The sequence below is a fragment of the Microbispora oryzae genome (assembly GCF_017896165.1).
GTDB classification, from domain to species: domain Bacteria; phylum Actinomycetota; class Actinomycetes; order Streptosporangiales; family Streptosporangiaceae; genus Microbispora; species Microbispora oryzae.
This window is the reverse complement of the sequence record NZ_JAFCNB010000009.1, coordinates 59,344-73,806: the sequence shown is the minus strand read 5'-3', so window position 1 is coordinate 73,806 and position 14,463 is coordinate 59,344. Positions and strand designations below refer to the sequence as shown.

The 14,463-nt window shown below is 74.1% G+C and carries 11 protein-coding genes; 5 read left to right on the top strand and 6 right to left on the bottom strand.

Annotation, left to right across the window (positions count from 1 at the left end; genetic code table 11):
• Positions 1–5: 5 nt before the first annotated feature.
• Entirely contained in the window at positions 6–995 is a 990-nt protein-coding gene (gene cydB / locus JOL79_RS17870; protein WP_210156974.1) for a cytochrome d ubiquinol oxidase subunit II, read from the top strand.
• A gap of 27 nt (positions 996–1,022) precedes the next feature.
• Here the strand turns inward: cydB and cutA are convergent, their stop codons facing one another.
• From cutA to JOL79_RS17840, 6 genes are all read right to left on the bottom strand, one after another.
• The gene (gene cutA, locus JOL79_RS17865) at positions 1,023–3,407 is read right to left on the bottom strand and encodes an aerobic carbon-monoxide dehydrogenase large subunit (RefSeq protein ID WP_210156973.1); all 2,385 of its coding nucleotides are present in this window, start codon (positions 3,405–3,407) and stop codon (positions 1,023–1,025) included.
• Positions 3,404–3,952: a (2Fe-2S)-binding protein gene (locus JOL79_RS17860; protein ID WP_210157145.1), complete on the bottom strand. Its 549-nt coding sequence runs from the start codon at positions 3,950–3,952 to the stop codon at positions 3,404–3,406. The genes cutA and JOL79_RS17860 overlap by 4 nt, the downstream gene beginning before the upstream one ends.
• Before the next feature lie 104 nt (positions 3,953–4,056).
• Complete coding sequence (locus JOL79_RS35475) at positions 4,057–4,938, bottom strand: FAD binding domain-containing protein (RefSeq protein ID WP_210156972.1); 882 nt, start codon at positions 4,936–4,938, stop codon at positions 4,057–4,059.
• Between the two features lie 18 nt (positions 4,939–4,956).
• Positions 4,957–6,339 (bottom strand): uracil-xanthine permease family protein, encoded by a 1,383-nt coding sequence (locus JOL79_RS17850; protein WP_210156971.1) that lies wholly within the window; start codon positions 6,337–6,339, stop codon positions 4,957–4,959.
• Between the two features lie 156 nt (positions 6,340–6,495).
• On the bottom strand, positions 6,496–6,705 hold the full coding sequence (locus JOL79_RS17845) for an RNA-binding S4 domain-containing protein (protein ID WP_210156970.1): 210 nt from the start codon (positions 6,703–6,705) through the stop codon (positions 6,496–6,498).
• Between the two features lie 22 nt (positions 6,706–6,727).
• Positions 6,728–8,341 carry a PucR family transcriptional regulator gene (locus JOL79_RS17840; protein WP_210156969.1) on the bottom strand — a complete coding sequence of 538 codons (1,614 nt, stop codon included), beginning with the start codon at positions 8,339–8,341 and terminating at the stop codon, positions 6,728–6,730.
• A 168-nt stretch (positions 8,342–8,509) separates the two neighbouring features.
• Between JOL79_RS17840 and JOL79_RS17835 the strand changes: the two genes are divergently transcribed.
• From JOL79_RS17835 to JOL79_RS17820, 4 genes are all read left to right on the top strand, one after another.
• Positions 8,510–9,415, top strand: a complete 906-nt coding sequence (locus tag JOL79_RS17835; RefSeq protein WP_210156968.1) for an oxamate carbamoyltransferase subunit AllH family protein — start codon at positions 8,510–8,512, stop codon at positions 9,413–9,415.
• Complete coding sequence (locus tag JOL79_RS17830) at positions 9,412–10,809, top strand: AllF/FdrA family protein (RefSeq protein ID WP_210156967.1); 1,398 nt, start codon at positions 9,412–9,414, stop codon at positions 10,807–10,809. Before JOL79_RS17835 ends, JOL79_RS17830 begins: the two co-directional genes overlap by 4 nt.
• A gap of 10 nt (positions 10,810–10,819) precedes the next feature.
• On the top strand, positions 10,820–12,229 hold the full coding sequence (locus JOL79_RS17825) for a YlbE family protein (RefSeq protein ID WP_210156966.1): 1,410 nt from the start codon (positions 10,820–10,822) through the stop codon (positions 12,227–12,229).
• Positions 12,230–12,381: 152 nt separating this feature from the next.
• Entirely contained in the window at positions 12,382–14,445 is a 2,064-nt protein-coding gene (locus JOL79_RS17820) for a serine/threonine-protein kinase (protein WP_210156965.1), read from the top strand.
• Positions 14,446–14,463: the final 18 nt, after the last annotated feature.

Here is a 14,463-nt window from a genome sequence, read left to right as displayed (position 1 = left end):
CCGCGATGACGACGTTCTGGTTCACAGTGATCGCCTTCCTCTGGACGGGCTACTTCGTGCTGGAGGGATTCGACTTCGGGGTGGGCATGCTGGCGCCCCTGCTGTCGCGGTCGGAGGCCGAACGCGGACAGGTCCTCGGGACCATCGGCCCGGTCTGGGACGGCAACGAGGTGTGGCTGGTAACAGCGGTGGGCGCCATGTTCGCGGCCTTCCCCGCCTGGTACTCGGGCCTGCTCAGCGGCTTCTACCTGCCGCTGTTCCTGGTGATCGCCGGGCTGGTGGTGCGCGGCGTGGGCCTGGAGTGGCGCGGCAAGGTCGCCTCCCCCAGGGAGCGGGCGCTGTGCGACGCGGCCGTCGCGGCGGGCAGCGCGCTGCCCGCCGTCCTGTGGGGTGCGATCTTCGGCGCGGCGCTGTACGGCACGCCCGCGGCGGCCGCGCTCGGCGGCGCGCTGTCGCTGACGGTGACCCTCGTGCACGGCGGCGTCTTCGTCGCGCTCAAGACGGAGGGCCCGGTGCGGGAACGGGCCCGGCGAGCCGCCCTGGCGGCCTCGGCCGCCTCGATCCCGGTGGCGGCCCTCGCCCTGCCGGCCGTCCCCGGCCACCACGGCCCCTCCTGGGCGTGGGGAACCGCCCTGCTCGCCATGGCCGCGCTCGCCGGCGGGGCCGCCCTCATCGGACGGCGCAGGGAGGGGTGGGCCTTCGCCGCCACCTCCGCGGCGATCGCCGCGGCCACCGCCACCCTGTTCGGCGCCCTGGCGAGTGCCCCGCTCCCCGGGCTCACGCTGGCCGAGGCGGCCTCGGCTCCGTACACGCTGCGGGTGCTGACCTGGATCGGCGTCGTCGCCCTGCCCGGCGTGCTGCTCTACCAGGCGTGGACCTACTGGGTCTTCCGCCGGCGGCTCACCGCGCCCGCGCGGCCCGCCCCCGCGGACGCCCGGCCGGTCTTCGCGGAGGGACGGCCGGGCGGCGCGGCGGGCACGCGCCCGGCCGGGTGACCGCCGGGTCTCGCTCCCTCCGCTGACTCAGCCGCCGCGGCGGAGCTCCCACAGGTCGGATGGCGAGATGGGCATGCGGTCCACGGTCAGGCCCTCGGCGTCCTCGATCGCGGCGGCGACGACGGCGGACACCGGGATGACGCCCGCCTCGCCCGCGCCCTTGATGCCGAGGGGGTTCAGCGGCGACGGGGTCTCCAGGTGGGCCGTCTCGATCCGCGGGATCTCCGTCGCGTACGGCATGAGGAAGTCCATGAACGAGGCGTTGAGCAGCTGGCCGTGCTCGTCGTAGACCATCTTCTCGTAAAGGGCGCCGCCGACGCCCTGGGCCACTCCCCCGTGGATCTGCCCCTCCACGATCATCGGGTTGATCAGCCGGCCGCAGTCGTGCACGACGGCGTACCGCAGGATCCTGATCTCGGCGGTGTCGGGATCGGTCTCCACGATGGCCGCGTGCATGCCGGAGGCGAAGGTCGAACGGACGGGTGAGTAGAAGTCCCGTCCCTCCAGGCCCGGCTCCTCGCCCTCGTCCATCGGCGGCCGGTCGGGGTCGGCGGTCCCGGCGAACTGGGTGGCCCGCCGCGACTCCTCGTCGAACGCGTACCTGAGCGGGTTGGCCAGCACGGCGACCGTGGCGAGCGGGATCGAGGCCGACGGCGCCCCCGCGACGTGGACGACCCCGTCGGTGATCTCCAGGTCGCGGGGGTCGGCCTCCAGGGCCTCCGAGGCGATCCGCAGGGCCTTCTCCCTGACCTTGCGGCAGGCGAGGGCGATGGCGTTGCCGCTCATGACCGCCGCCCGGGAGGCGAAGGTGCCCACGGCGTACCCGAATCTGCGGGTGTCGCCGGTGACCACGGACACCTTCTCCAGGGGCACGCCGAGCTCGGTGGCCGCGATCTGCGCGAACACGGTCTCGTGACCCTGCCCCTGCGAGGTGAGGCCGGTCGACACGTGCACCCGGCCGTCGGAGGTGATCTGGACGTGCCCGCCCTCGTACGGCCCGACGCCGGTGCCCTCGACGTAGCAGCCGACCCCGATGCCGAGCCTGCGGCCCTCGGCGGCGGCCGCGGCCTTCGCGGCGGGGAAGTCGTCCCAGCCGATCAGCTCCTTCAGCATCCGGAGCGACTCCGGGTAGTCTCCGCTGTCGTAGATCAGCGGCCGGCCGTCCTGGAAGGTCAGGCCCTGGTCGTAGGGGAACTCGCCGGGCTGGATGAAGTTGGCCGCGCGGACCTCCGTGCGGTCCTTGCCCAGGTAGGCCGCGATCTTGTCCATCGTGCGCTCCATGCAGAACACGCCCTGCGGGCGGCCGGCCCCGCGGTACGGCGTGACCTGCACGGTGTTGGTGTAGATCGAGGAGAACTCGACCCGGTACGCCCCCACCTTGTACGGCCCGAGCAGCTGGGTCGAGGTGATGATCGGGACGATGATCCCGTACGGCGTGTACGCGCCGTGGTCGTGGAGGATGGTCACCTCGAGGCCGAGCAACCGGCCGTCGTCGTCGAAGCCCGCCCGCACGTGCTGCACCTGGCCGCGCTCGTGGGCCGACGAGACGAAGTGCTCCCGCCGGTCCTCGGCCCACTTGATCTCGCGGTTCAGCAGCCGGGCCGCCCACGGCACCAGGACCTCCTCCGGCCACGGGTGCACGATCTTGACGCCGAAGCCGCCCCCGACGTCGGGCGCGATCACCTCGACCTTCGTCGGCGGCAGGCCCAGCTTCGCGGCGATCGCCATCCGGACGCTGGTGGAGGTCTGCGTGGAGGAGTGGACCCGCAGCGACTGGTCGTCGGCGTCCCACCGGGCGTACACGCCGCGCCCTTCGAGCGGCATGCTCGCGCTCCGCTCGATGTCGAGCCGGAACTCCAGCCGATGGGGGGCGGTGTCGACGGCCTGCCGGGCGGACACGCCCGACGGGGAGGGCACCTCCTGCACCAGGTGGGCGCCCAGGTTGCCCGGCACGTCGTCGTGCACCAGATTGACGCCCTCGGCGGCCTGCTCGACCCCGACGACGGGCTTGAGGATCTCGTAGTCGACCCGGATGAGCGCGCAGGCGTCCTCGGCCAGGTAACGGTCGCGGGCCACGACCATGACGACCGGCTCGCCGACGTGCCGGACGATCTCGCGGGCCAGGGGGTACGCCGTACGGCCGTGGGTGAGCGCCGGGTGCGGGATCAGCAGTGGCAGCGGCTCGGCCAGCCGGCCGGGCAGGTCCTCCCAGGTGTAGACGGCGACCAGGCCGTCGACGTCGAGAGCGGCGGAGACGTCGACGTCGAGGATCCGCGCGTGGGCGTGCGGCGACCGGACGAAAGCGGCGGCCAGCGCGCCGGCGCCGAGGTCGTCCAGGTAGCGGCCCCGCCCGGTGACGAGCCTGGCGTCCTCCCGCCGCCGGACGGGCTCGCCGAAGAGACCGGTGGTCATGCCGTCCTCCCGCCCGCGCCGGCGGCGCGTGTATCGGAGGCGCCTGTCTCCGCTCGCGTCTCGGCGGCCCGTGTCTCCGCGGCCTGTATCTCGGCGGCGCGGTGGACCGCCCGGACGATGTTCTGGTAGCCGGTGCAGCGGCAGAGGTTACCGGACACGGCCTCGACGACCTCCTCGCCGGAGGGTGTGGGGTTGTCCCGGAGGAACGCCGTCACCGTGCACAGGAACCCGGGGGTGCAGAAGCCGCACTGCAGGCCGTGACATTCGGCGAAGGCCCGCTGCACGGGCGACAGGTCGTCGCCTTCGGCGAGCCCCTCGACCGTGGTGACCTCGTGCCCGTCGACCGTGACGGCGAACGTCAGGCACGACCGCACCGGCTCGCCGTCGAGCAGGACCGTGCACGCGCCGCAGACCCCGTGCTCGCAGCCGACATGGGTGCCGGTGAGTCCGAGGTCGTGCCGCAGGAAGTCCGACAGCAGCCGCCGGGCGGGCACCGCCGCCCGCCGGACCACGCCGTTGACCGTCAGCGTGACGGAGTGCCCCATTTCATGCCTCCCGTCATGCACCACGCCGCCTGCCCCGTCCCCGCCCACACCGCCGTCCACACCGCCGCCCATGCCACCAACGATGCCGCCACCCATGCCGCCGGTCACGCCGCCTCCCCGTCGCGCGAGGCCACGCGGGCCGCGTCGCGCAGCGCCCGCACGGCGAGCACACCGGTGAGGTGCCGCCGGTAGCCGGCCGTCGCGTGGATGTCGCCCTCCGGGTCCACGCCGTCGCGTACGGCGGCGGCGACGGCGTCCCAGTCGGCCGAGGCGGCCGGGCGCGGCCCGCACACCGCGGTCACGTCCACCACCGCGGGCACCGGCCCCACGCTGACGCAGGCGACCTTCGCCGCGGCGATCCTGAAGTCGTCGTCGAGTGTCACCGCGGCCGCCACGCCCCCCACGGCGTAGTCGCCGTGCCGCCGCGCGACCTCGTGGAAGGCGGTGCCGGACCGCTCGGGCAGAGCGGGGAAGAACGAGGAGACCGCCAGCTCCCCCGGCCGGACGGCCGACTCCATCGGCCCGGTGAAGAACTCCGCGGCCCCCACCTCCCGCTCGCCGCGCAGGCTCGCGAGCCGTACGGAACCCCCGAGCAGCGCCAGCACGGCCGGCATCTCGGCGGCGGGGTCGGCGTGGACGAGGCTCCCCACGACCGTGCCCCGGTTGCGGATCACGGGATGGGCGACCAGGCGCAGCGCCTGCCGCAGCAGGGGCTGCGCGGCGGCGGCCGCCGCCGACCGCTCCACGGCGGCGTGCCGTGCCAGCGCCCCGACGCGGACGCCGTCCGGGCCGGCCTCGACGGCGGCGAGCCCGGCCACCCGGTTGATGTCCACGAGGTGGGCGGGCGCGGCCAGCCGCATGTTGAGCAGCGGGATCAGGCTCTGACCGCCGGCCAGGACCTTCCCGTCCGGGCCCACCTCGGCGAGCACGCCGAGCGCCTCGCCGAGGGTGGCCGGGCCGTGATAGGCGAACGGGGGTGGTTTCACGACGCGGCGGCCCGCCCGTCAGCCGCTCGCGTCGCGTTCGAATCCGATCTCGCCACCGGAGACCTCCTTCACGGGTCTGCCCGCGATGGCGCGGAGCAGGTGATAGCCGGCGAGTACCACGATCGTCCCCAGCGCGATCCCCGCGAGGGAGAAGTCGTGGGTGATCTGGTGCGTGACGGGGCCGATCGCGAGGATGATTCCCGCCCCGATGGGGACCATGTTCACGGGATCGGAGAAGTCCACGCGGTTCTCGACCCAGATCTTGGCCCCCAGCAGGCCGATCATGCCGTACAGGATGACCGTGACGCCCCCGAGCACGCCGCCCGGCGTGGCGGCGACGAGCGCGCCGAACTTCGGGCACAGCCCGAACAGGATCGCGATGACCGCCGCGACGTAGTAGGCGGCGGTGGAGTATACGCGGGTGGCCGCCATGACCCCGATGTTCTCGGCGTACGTCGTGGTGGGCGAGCCGCCGACGGCGGTCGCGACCGCGGTGCCAACGCCGTCGGCGAGAACGGCCCGCCCCATCCGCGGGTCGAGGTCGGTGCCGGTCATCTGGCCGACCGCCTTGACGTGGCCGACGTTCTCCGCGATGAGCGCGATCACGGCGGGCAGCACGAGGAGCACGGCCGACGCCTGCACGGACGGCGCGTGGAAGTGGGGCAGGCCGATCCAGGCGGCGTCCGCGACGCCCTTGAAACTCACCCGGGGGTGGGTGCCGACCGCGGCGGTGGCGGCGTTGTAGGCCGTGATGTCGCCGAACACCAGGTCGGCGAGCCAGGACAGGACGAAGCCGAAGACCAGCCCGAGCAGGATGCCGATCCGGCCGAGGAAGCCGCGGAACAGGACGATGAAGACGAACGTCGCGACCATCGTGATGAGCGCGATCCACGGGTCCTGCGGCCAGTAGACGTCCGCCACGACGTACGCGAGGCCGAAACCGATCAGCGTGACCACGGCGCCGGTGACGACGGGCGGGAAGATCCGGTGGATGATCTGCACGCCGAGCACGTGGATGGCCACGCCGCACAGGACGAGGACAAGGCCGGCGACCAGGATGGCCCCGGTGACCACCTGGTCGGCGGCCGGGGTGTCGCCGCCGAACGCGGCGCGGACCGCGACGACGCCTCCGACGAACGAGGCGCTGGTGCCGAGGTAACTGGGGATCCGGCCCTGCGTGATGAGCAGGAACAGAATCGTCGCGACGCCGGACATCATCACGGCCGTGTTCGGGTCGAGGCCCATGACGAGAGGGAAGACGAACGTCGCGCCGAACATCGCGATCACGTGCTGGGCGCCGATGCCGATCGTGCGCGGCCAGCTCAGCCGCTCGTCCGGCCGGACGACCTCACCTGGGGGCAGCGCCGCCCCGTCTCCGTGCAGTGTCCACCTGAAAGCCATGTGCGCCCCTTACTGACGGGCCGTGGCCGGCTGCCGCCCCGCAGGCGTCCCTCCGCGGCGCTTGCTCCCCGGTCGAGCCGACCGTTTGGCGCACTTTAGGACCGGCATGGCGCGGAGACATGGGCATGATCTGCCAAACCGGCACCGGCCCGGGCGTCACACCACGTGGATCTCGAAGCCGTCCCCGCTCACGACCTGCCCGGCCCTGATCTTACGGCCCCTGCGCGGCTCCACCTCGCCGTCCACGCGCACGTATCCCTCCGCGATGAAGTGCTTCGCGGCGCCGCCGCTGTCGACGATCTGGCAGAACTTGAGCAGGTCGGCCAGCAGGATGTGGTCGCCGTCCAGGTGGAAGGTCTCTCTCACCGCGCCAGCATAGGCGCGGGCGTCAGATGCCGCGCATCCGCAGCACGTGCAGCGCGAGCGTCAGATTCAGCCGCAGGTGGGCGTCGTCGGTGAAGTTGCCGAGCAGCCGCTCCAGCTTGCCGATCCGGTAGCGCAGGGTGTTGTAGTGGAAGTGCAGGCGCCGCGCGGTCTCGGCCACGTTGAGGTTCGTCTCCAGCAGCACCTGCAGGGTCCGGCGGAGGTCGGCGTTCTCGGCGTCGTCGTCCCCGGCGAGCGACCCGAGCGTCTCCCGGACGAAGGCGTGCAGCTCGTCGGTGTCGTTGACCAGGGACAGCAGCCGGTAGACGCCGAGTTCGTCGAAGTGCGCCACGGCCCCCGCACCGTGCAGTTGCCGGCCCACCCTGGCGGCCTTCAGGGCCTGGGAGTACGCGCCGGGAAGCGCGTCGGCGCCCGCCGCCATCCGGCTCAGCCCGGTGGAGAACGTGCCGTCGCTGACCCCCGCGAGCGCGTCCCTGGCGATCCGGGGGAGGTCGGCCGACGCGCCGACCACGGCCACCACCTCGTGGGAGAAGCCGGCCACGGCCCCGCGCGGATCGTGCCTGCGCACCGCGGCGTGCCAGGCGGCGAGCATGCGGTCCTGGACCGTCCGTTCCTCAACGTCGGGGTCGATCTCGGCCACGAGAACCGAGACGGGCCGCTCCAGGTCCCAGCCGAACGCGCGGGCCCGCTCCGCGACCCGCGGCCCGCCGCGGCCGGTGAGGAGGTCGCGGAGGAAGTCGGCGCGATACTTGCTCTCGACGGCGGTCACGGCCTCCTGGCGGGTGATGACGAGCGCCGCCACGGTCGCCGCCCGTTCGAGGATGCCGACGTCGCTCGGGTCGAGCGGCGTGCGCGCGCCGAACGCGACGATCCTGCCGTGGTGGTGGCCGCCCGCCACCACCGGGACGGCCACGTAGTGTCCCTCGGCCCCCGTCCACGGCGTCACTGAGCCCGGCGGCGTCGCGCCCTCGCTCGCGTGCGCCTCCCGGAGCATGGCCACCTGTTCGGGCTCTCCCGCGGTGGCCAGCGTGCGGCCGGAGGCGTCCACCGTGGCGACGGCGACCTTGAGCAGGCCGGCGACCTCGGCGGTCACCTCGCGGATGCCGCCCCCCGCCAGGATGATCTGCACCAGGGCCCGGTGCGCCTCCTCCGTGCGGGCCAGGATCGCCGCCTGGCGGTTCAGTATGTCGGTCAGCACCTGGTTGAGGATGTCGTCGAACCCGACGTCGTTCGGCAGCAGGATCAGCGGGAACCCCAGCCGGTCGGCCTGCTCGACCATCTCGCCGGGCAGCTCGTCGAGATACCGGCCGAGCTTGATGGCGAGGGCCGCCAGTCCCCGCTCGTCCAGGTCGGCGACCAGCCGGTCGAGGGACTGCGGGGTGTTGCGCAGCGGATATCCGGTGGTCAGCAGGAGCTCGTTGGGCTTCACCCACGCGAGGATGTCGGGCACCTCCATGACGTTGAGGCGCTGCACGATCCGGTCGAGACCGCTCTTGCCCGCGATCAGCCGGGCGTCGGCCAGGGTCGACACCCCGAGCACCTCGCCCACCGACACGCCGTGGTGGATCGTTCCGGTGCTGGCCAGCCGCATCGCGGGAGGGGCCGGGTCGTTCGTCATGGTGTGCTCCGGGGGTACCGACGTCCCAGGACGTCTCACTGCAGATTGTGCACGATCAGCCGTACTGGCAGGAAGAGCCAAGCATCCGGGCGACAGTTGGCAGCTTTCTCCGTACGGAGGTGTCGAAGGGCGTTCTAGCGTCGGCAGGAACTGCGTCAGGAGGTCCCGGTGACAGTTGGCACGCGTCCGAGAGCACGGGGGACGGCGCGATCGGCGGCCAGGGGAGCCGCGGGCCCGGTCTACCTCGGCGGGGCGGCGAGTGCCGCGCTCCGTCCGGCACTGGAGTCGGCCCGCCGCCCCGCCCGCGTGCTGGCGGCCTTCCCGCTCGCCGTCTACCTGGAGGTCAGGACCGAGACGGAGCCGCACGTCGTCGCGCTGGTGACGGGTCAGGGCGTCCGCCTGCCCAACGCGGTCGTGGTGGCCGGGCCGCTGGACGGGCCCGCCGCGGGCGACGACGGGTGGGTCGGCGACGGCGTCGTCGAGGCGGGCGGCCTGTCGGTCCGGGTCGCCCGCTGGTGGGATCCCGCGCCGTCGCTCGGCACGGCCGACCTCGGCGGGCTGCGGCCGGCCCTGGCCCGGCTCCGGGCCGTCCGGGAGGCGTCGGGACGGCGTCCCGGCCTGCCGCCCGGAGGAGCGGTCACGCTGCTCGCGGACGGCTGCCGGAGGGGGTCGCTCACCGACGGGGTCACGGCGACCGAGCTGCTCCTCGGCCTGGGCCCCGGGCTCACGCCGAGCGGCGACGACCTGCTCGCGGGCCTCCTGGTCACCCTGCGCCACCTCGGCCGGGCCGCGAACGCGCCGCGGGCCGTCTGGCTGGCCGACTGGCTCGCGGCCACCGTCACGTTCGACGCCCGCGTCCGCACCACCCCCATCTCCGCAACTCTGCTGCACTGCGCCGCCAGAGGAGAGGCGGCGCCCGAGGCGACCGGCGTGCTCCAGGCGGTCGCGGGGCGCCGGCCGCTTGAGGCCGCCGCACACCGGCTGCTCGCCCTCGGCCACACCTCGGGCGCCGACATGCTGTGGGGCGTCGAGATCGGCCTGTCCGCGGTGCTCAGCCTGGGCGAGGGCCCATGAGCGATCTGGTGGAGGTGCGGGCCGGGGTCTACCACGACTCGGTCAGCCTGATGCGGGTGAGCCAGGCGGTCACCGCCCGGCCCGGCGTCACTGTCGCCGTCGTCGCGATGGCCACCGAGCTCAACATCGGGCTCGCCCGCGACCTCGGCTTCGACGTCCCCGCGGCCACGCCGGGAGACCTGCTGATCGCCGTCCGGGCCGGATCGCCCGGGGAGCTGGAGGAGGCCGCCGCCGAGGTGGAGCGGCAGCTCGCGGCCACCGGCGCGGCCCCCGGCCCGGCGGACCGGGAGACCCCGCCCCGGACCACCCGCTCGGCCGCGCGTTCCTGGGACGCCACCCTCGCCCTGGTGAGCGTGCCCGGCGAGCACGCCTTCGCCGAGGCGATGGACGCCGTCGCGGCCGGGCTGTCCGTCATGGTCTTCAGCGACAACGTCCCGGTGGAGCAGGAGATCCTGCTCAAGGACCTGGCCCGCGACAACGGCGTGCTCGTCATGGGCCCCGACTGCGGCACCGCCGTGGTCGCCGGGGCGGGCCTCGGCTTCGCCAACGTGCTGCGCCCCGGACCGGTCGGCGTCGTGGCGGCCTCCGGCACCGGCGCGCAGCAGATCACCAGCCTGCTCGACCTCGCCGGCGTGGGCGTCAGTCACGTGCTCGGCGTGGGCGGCCGCGACCTGTCGGCCGAGGTGGGCGGGCGCTCGACCGTACAGGCGTTGCGGGCACTCGACGCCGACCCCGCCACCGAGCTGATCGTGCTGGTCTCCAAGCCGCCCGCGCCGGGGCCGGCCCGGGCCGTGCGCGAGCTCGCCCTCTCCACTCCCGTGGTGACGGCGCTTCTCGGCCCCGGCGAGGACGACCTGACCGCCGCCGCCGAGAAGGTCCTCACGGCGCTCGGCCGGAGCGTGCCGCGCTGGCCGTCCTGGCCAGCTCCCGGACCGGCCGCGCCGGAACCGGAAGCGACGTCGGAGGCGCTGCCGCTGCGCGGCCTCTACTCGGGCGGCACGCTCTGCGCGGAGGCCGCGCTCATCGCACGCTCGGCCGGGTGCGCCGCCGGTGTCTTCACCGACTTCGGCGACGACGAGTACACCAGGGGCCGGGCCCACCCCATGATCGACCCGGCGCTGCGGCTTGAGGCGCTGGCGGCGGTCGGCCGCGGCGTCGTCCTGCTCGACGTCGTGCTGGGCCACGGCGCCGACGCCGACCCTGCCACCGGCCTGGGCCCGGCCGTCGCGCGCGCCGTCACGCGGGGGGTTCGCGTCGTGGTCGCGCTCGTCGGCACCGAGGGCGACCCGCAGGGCCTGCGCGACCAGGCGGCCCGGCTCAACGCGGCGGGCGCGGCGGTGTTCGCGTCGAACGCGGCGGCGGCCCGCCACGCCGTCGACCTGTGCTCGGGATGAACGGAGCCCCATGACGAGCCCCATAACGAGCCCCACGACGCTGTCCGTGCTGAACGGCGAGCCGCGCGTGATCACGGTGGGCGCCGAGCTCCTCGGCGAGGCGCTCGACCGGCAGGCCGTGCCGCGGCGGCGGGTGGACTGGCGCCCGCCGCTGCCCGGCACCGCCGCGGCCCTGGCCGCCGCGCTGACCGATCCCTGTCGCGAGCGCGCCAACGAGATCGCCGTCGGGCGGATGCTCGCGGCCCGGCCGCGCCTCGTCGGCGTCCGGCCCGCCCGGGAGGCGCTCGGCCTGGAGCCGGGCACGTTCTTCCACGCCGGCCCGCCCATCACGTGGGAGCGGGCGTCCGGCCCCCTGCGGGGCGCGCTGATCGGCGCGATGCTCTTCGAGGGCCTGGCCGCGACCCCCGAGGAGGCCGGGGCGCGGCTCGCGTCGGGCGCCGGGATCACCCTCGACTCCTGTCACCACCACGGCGCCGTCGGTCCGATGGCGGGCCTGGTCAGCCCGTCCATGTGGATGCTGGAGGTGGTGGACGCCGAGCACGGCGGCACCGCGTACTGCTCGCTGAATGAGGGGCTGGGCAAGGTCCTGCGCTACGGCGCCTACGGACCGGAGGTGATCGACCGGCTGCGCTGGATGGGCGAGGTGCTCGGGCCCGTGCTCGCCGCGACGCTGGAGCGCACCGGGCCGATCGACCTGCGCACGCTCATCGCACAGGCCCTGCAGATGGGCGACGAGCTCCACAACCGCAACCGGGCGGCCACCTCGCTGCTGCTGCGCGAACTGGCCCCGGCCGTCGTGGAGGCCGCGCCTGGCCACGCCGCCGAGGTCCTGCGTTTCGTCAACGGAAATGATCATTTCTTCCTGAACGCGGGAATGGCCGCGGCGAAAGTGAGCGCGGACGCCGCCCGCGGCGTGCCGGGGTCGAGCCTCGTGGTCGCCATGGCGCGTAATGGAACGGATTTCGGCATCCAGGTGTCGGGGCTGGGCGACCGGTGGTTCACCGGCCCCGCGGGGGTTCCGGACGGCCTCTACCTCGGCGGGTACGGGCCCGGCGACGCCAACCCCGACATCGGCGACTCGACCATCACCGAGACCACCGGGCTCGGCGGGTTCGCGATGGCCGCGGCCCCGGCCATCGTGCGGTTCGTGGGCGGCGACGTGTCCGACGCGGTGGCCGCCACCACCTCGATGTACGAGATCACCCTGGCCGAGCACCCCGCGTACCAGATCCCCGGCCTCGGGTTCCGCGGCACGCCGGTCGGCATCGATGTGACGCTGGTCGCGAGGACCGGCCTGCTGCCCGTCGTCAACACCGGGATCGCCGGCCGGGTGGCGGGAACCGGCCAGGTGGGCGCGGGTCTGGTGAGCCCTCCAGCGGAGGCCTTCACGTCGGCTTTGCAGGCTTTGACCGACGGATGAATTCCCCTTGACGCCCGTTTGCACCTAATATCGGTGGCCGACCTCACATATCCGGTGGAATTCGCATGATCCGCTCGGGGGATCTTGCGGATCGTGCGTGAATTGGGGACCTTTCTATGACGACCGATCGCCTGCTCGGTATGGTCCCCCCTATGCCAGAGGGTCATGGACCGGGCAGGGCGGCGCCCGAGGGGCAGGGGCGTCTCGTCGGCCGTCGCTATCGCCTGCTGTCGCCCGTGGGCCGCGGGGGCATGGGGATGGTCTGGCACGCCCACGATGTGCTGCTTGACCGGGACGTCGCGGTCAAGGAGCTGCTCCTGCCGTTCGGGCTCGACTCGTCGGGGGCGCAGGCGGCGCACCGGCGCATGCTCAGGGAGGCCCGCTCGGCCGCCCGGCTCAGCCACCCGGGCATCGTGACCGTCCACGACGTGGTCGAGGAGGACGGCCGGCCCTGGATCGTCATGGAGCTGGTCCGCGCCTGGTCGCTGGAGCAGGCCGTACGGCAGGGCGGTCCGCTGCCGGTCGTGCAGGCCGCCGAGATCGGCGTCCGCGTGCTGGACGCCCTGCGCCACGCCCATGCCGCCGGCATCCTGCACCGGGACGTGAAGCCGGGCAACGTGCTGCTCACGGCGGACCGGGTGGTGCTCACCGACTTCGGCATCGCGGCCATAGAGGGCGACGTCTCGATCACCCAGACCGGCCTGCTGATGGGCTCGCCGGCGTACATTCCCCCCGAGCGTCTCCAGGGGCGGACCATCACGCACGCCGCCGACCTGTGGTCGTTCGGCGCCACGCTGTACGCCGCCGTCGAGGGCCGCCCGCCCTACGAGGGCCCCGACGCGGTGGCCGTGCTCGGCGCGGTGCTCACCCAGGAGCCCAACCGGCCGCAGCGGGCGGGCGCCCTCCTCCCCGTCATCGAAGGCCTGCTCCGCAAGAATCCGGCCGACCGGCTCCCGGCCGCCCAGGTGGCCGACATGCTGGAGCGGGTGCTGCGGACCCACGGAGCCGGGGTGTTCGGCCGCCCGGCCAAGCACACCCCGATGCCCACGCCGCAGGACTCCACGCCCGCCGGGCTGCTCCCTCCGCTCGACATCCCCTCGGGCCCGCTGCCGTCGCGCATCATCGAGACGCCGTCCGGGCCGGTGCGGGTGCCGTACGCGCCGGACGCACCCGCGCAGGCCGGCGCCACGGGGTTGCAGACGGGGCCGCAGACGGGGCCGCAGTCCCCGGCCGACGCCTACGCCGGGTCGGCGGGGGCCCTCACGGGGGCGCAGCCGGGCTTCGACGCGCTGTCCTCGCCCTCCGGGTCGTCCCACGCCCCGGAACGGTCGAGGGAGGCGATGTGGCCCACCCCCAAGCCCGGCGACCTGCCCGGCGACCTGGGCGACTCCCGCGGACGGGAGCCGGTGCGGGACACGGGCGGACACACGGGCGGACACACCGGCGGACACGCTGCCGGCCACACCGGCGGTCATTCACCGGCCGGCCGCTCCCGGTCCCGCGCCTCCCGGCACTCGGCGGACGGGCCGGACGCGGCGGACCTGACCGCCCGGCCGTCCGGCCGCAGGCGCGGAGACTCCGGCGGCCGCCGCGAGCGCGACTCGCGCTCGATGGTGCTGCTCGCCGTCGCCGCGGTGGGCGTCATCGGCGTCGTCGTCACCGTCCTGCTGGTACTGCTGCCCGGCGGCGACAAGCAGGACCCGGCCGCGGCCTCCGGTCCCCGCCCTGGCGCGCCCGCCGCGCCCACGACGGCCGCGTCGGTCGCGCCGTCCCGGGTCCACGTCGAGGCGCCGAAGGGCTACGTGACCCGCACCGAGGGCGGGGTGTCCGTGGCCACGCCGAAGGAGTGGACCGTCTCCCTCCAGGGCGACGCCGTCACGTTCGCCGGGCCCAGCGACGGCGCCCAGCGCATCAAGATCACCAAGATCGCCGACGGCAGCCTGTCCGCGCTCCAGCAGGCCGAGCAGAACCTCGACATCAAGGACTATCCCGACTACACGCAGATCCAGCTCCGCGAGGCGAGCTACCGCTGGCCGGCGGCCGACTGGGAGTACACCTACACCAACGCCAGCAAGGTGACGGTGCACGCCGTCATCCGGTACGTGCGGGTGAACGGGCAGTCGTACGCGATCTTGTTCACCTCGCCCGACTACGACTGGAACGAGTCGGCCGCCCCGGTCCGCCAGGCGCTGTGGTCGACCTTCACCCCCGCCTGACGCATCCCCGGGCGGCTG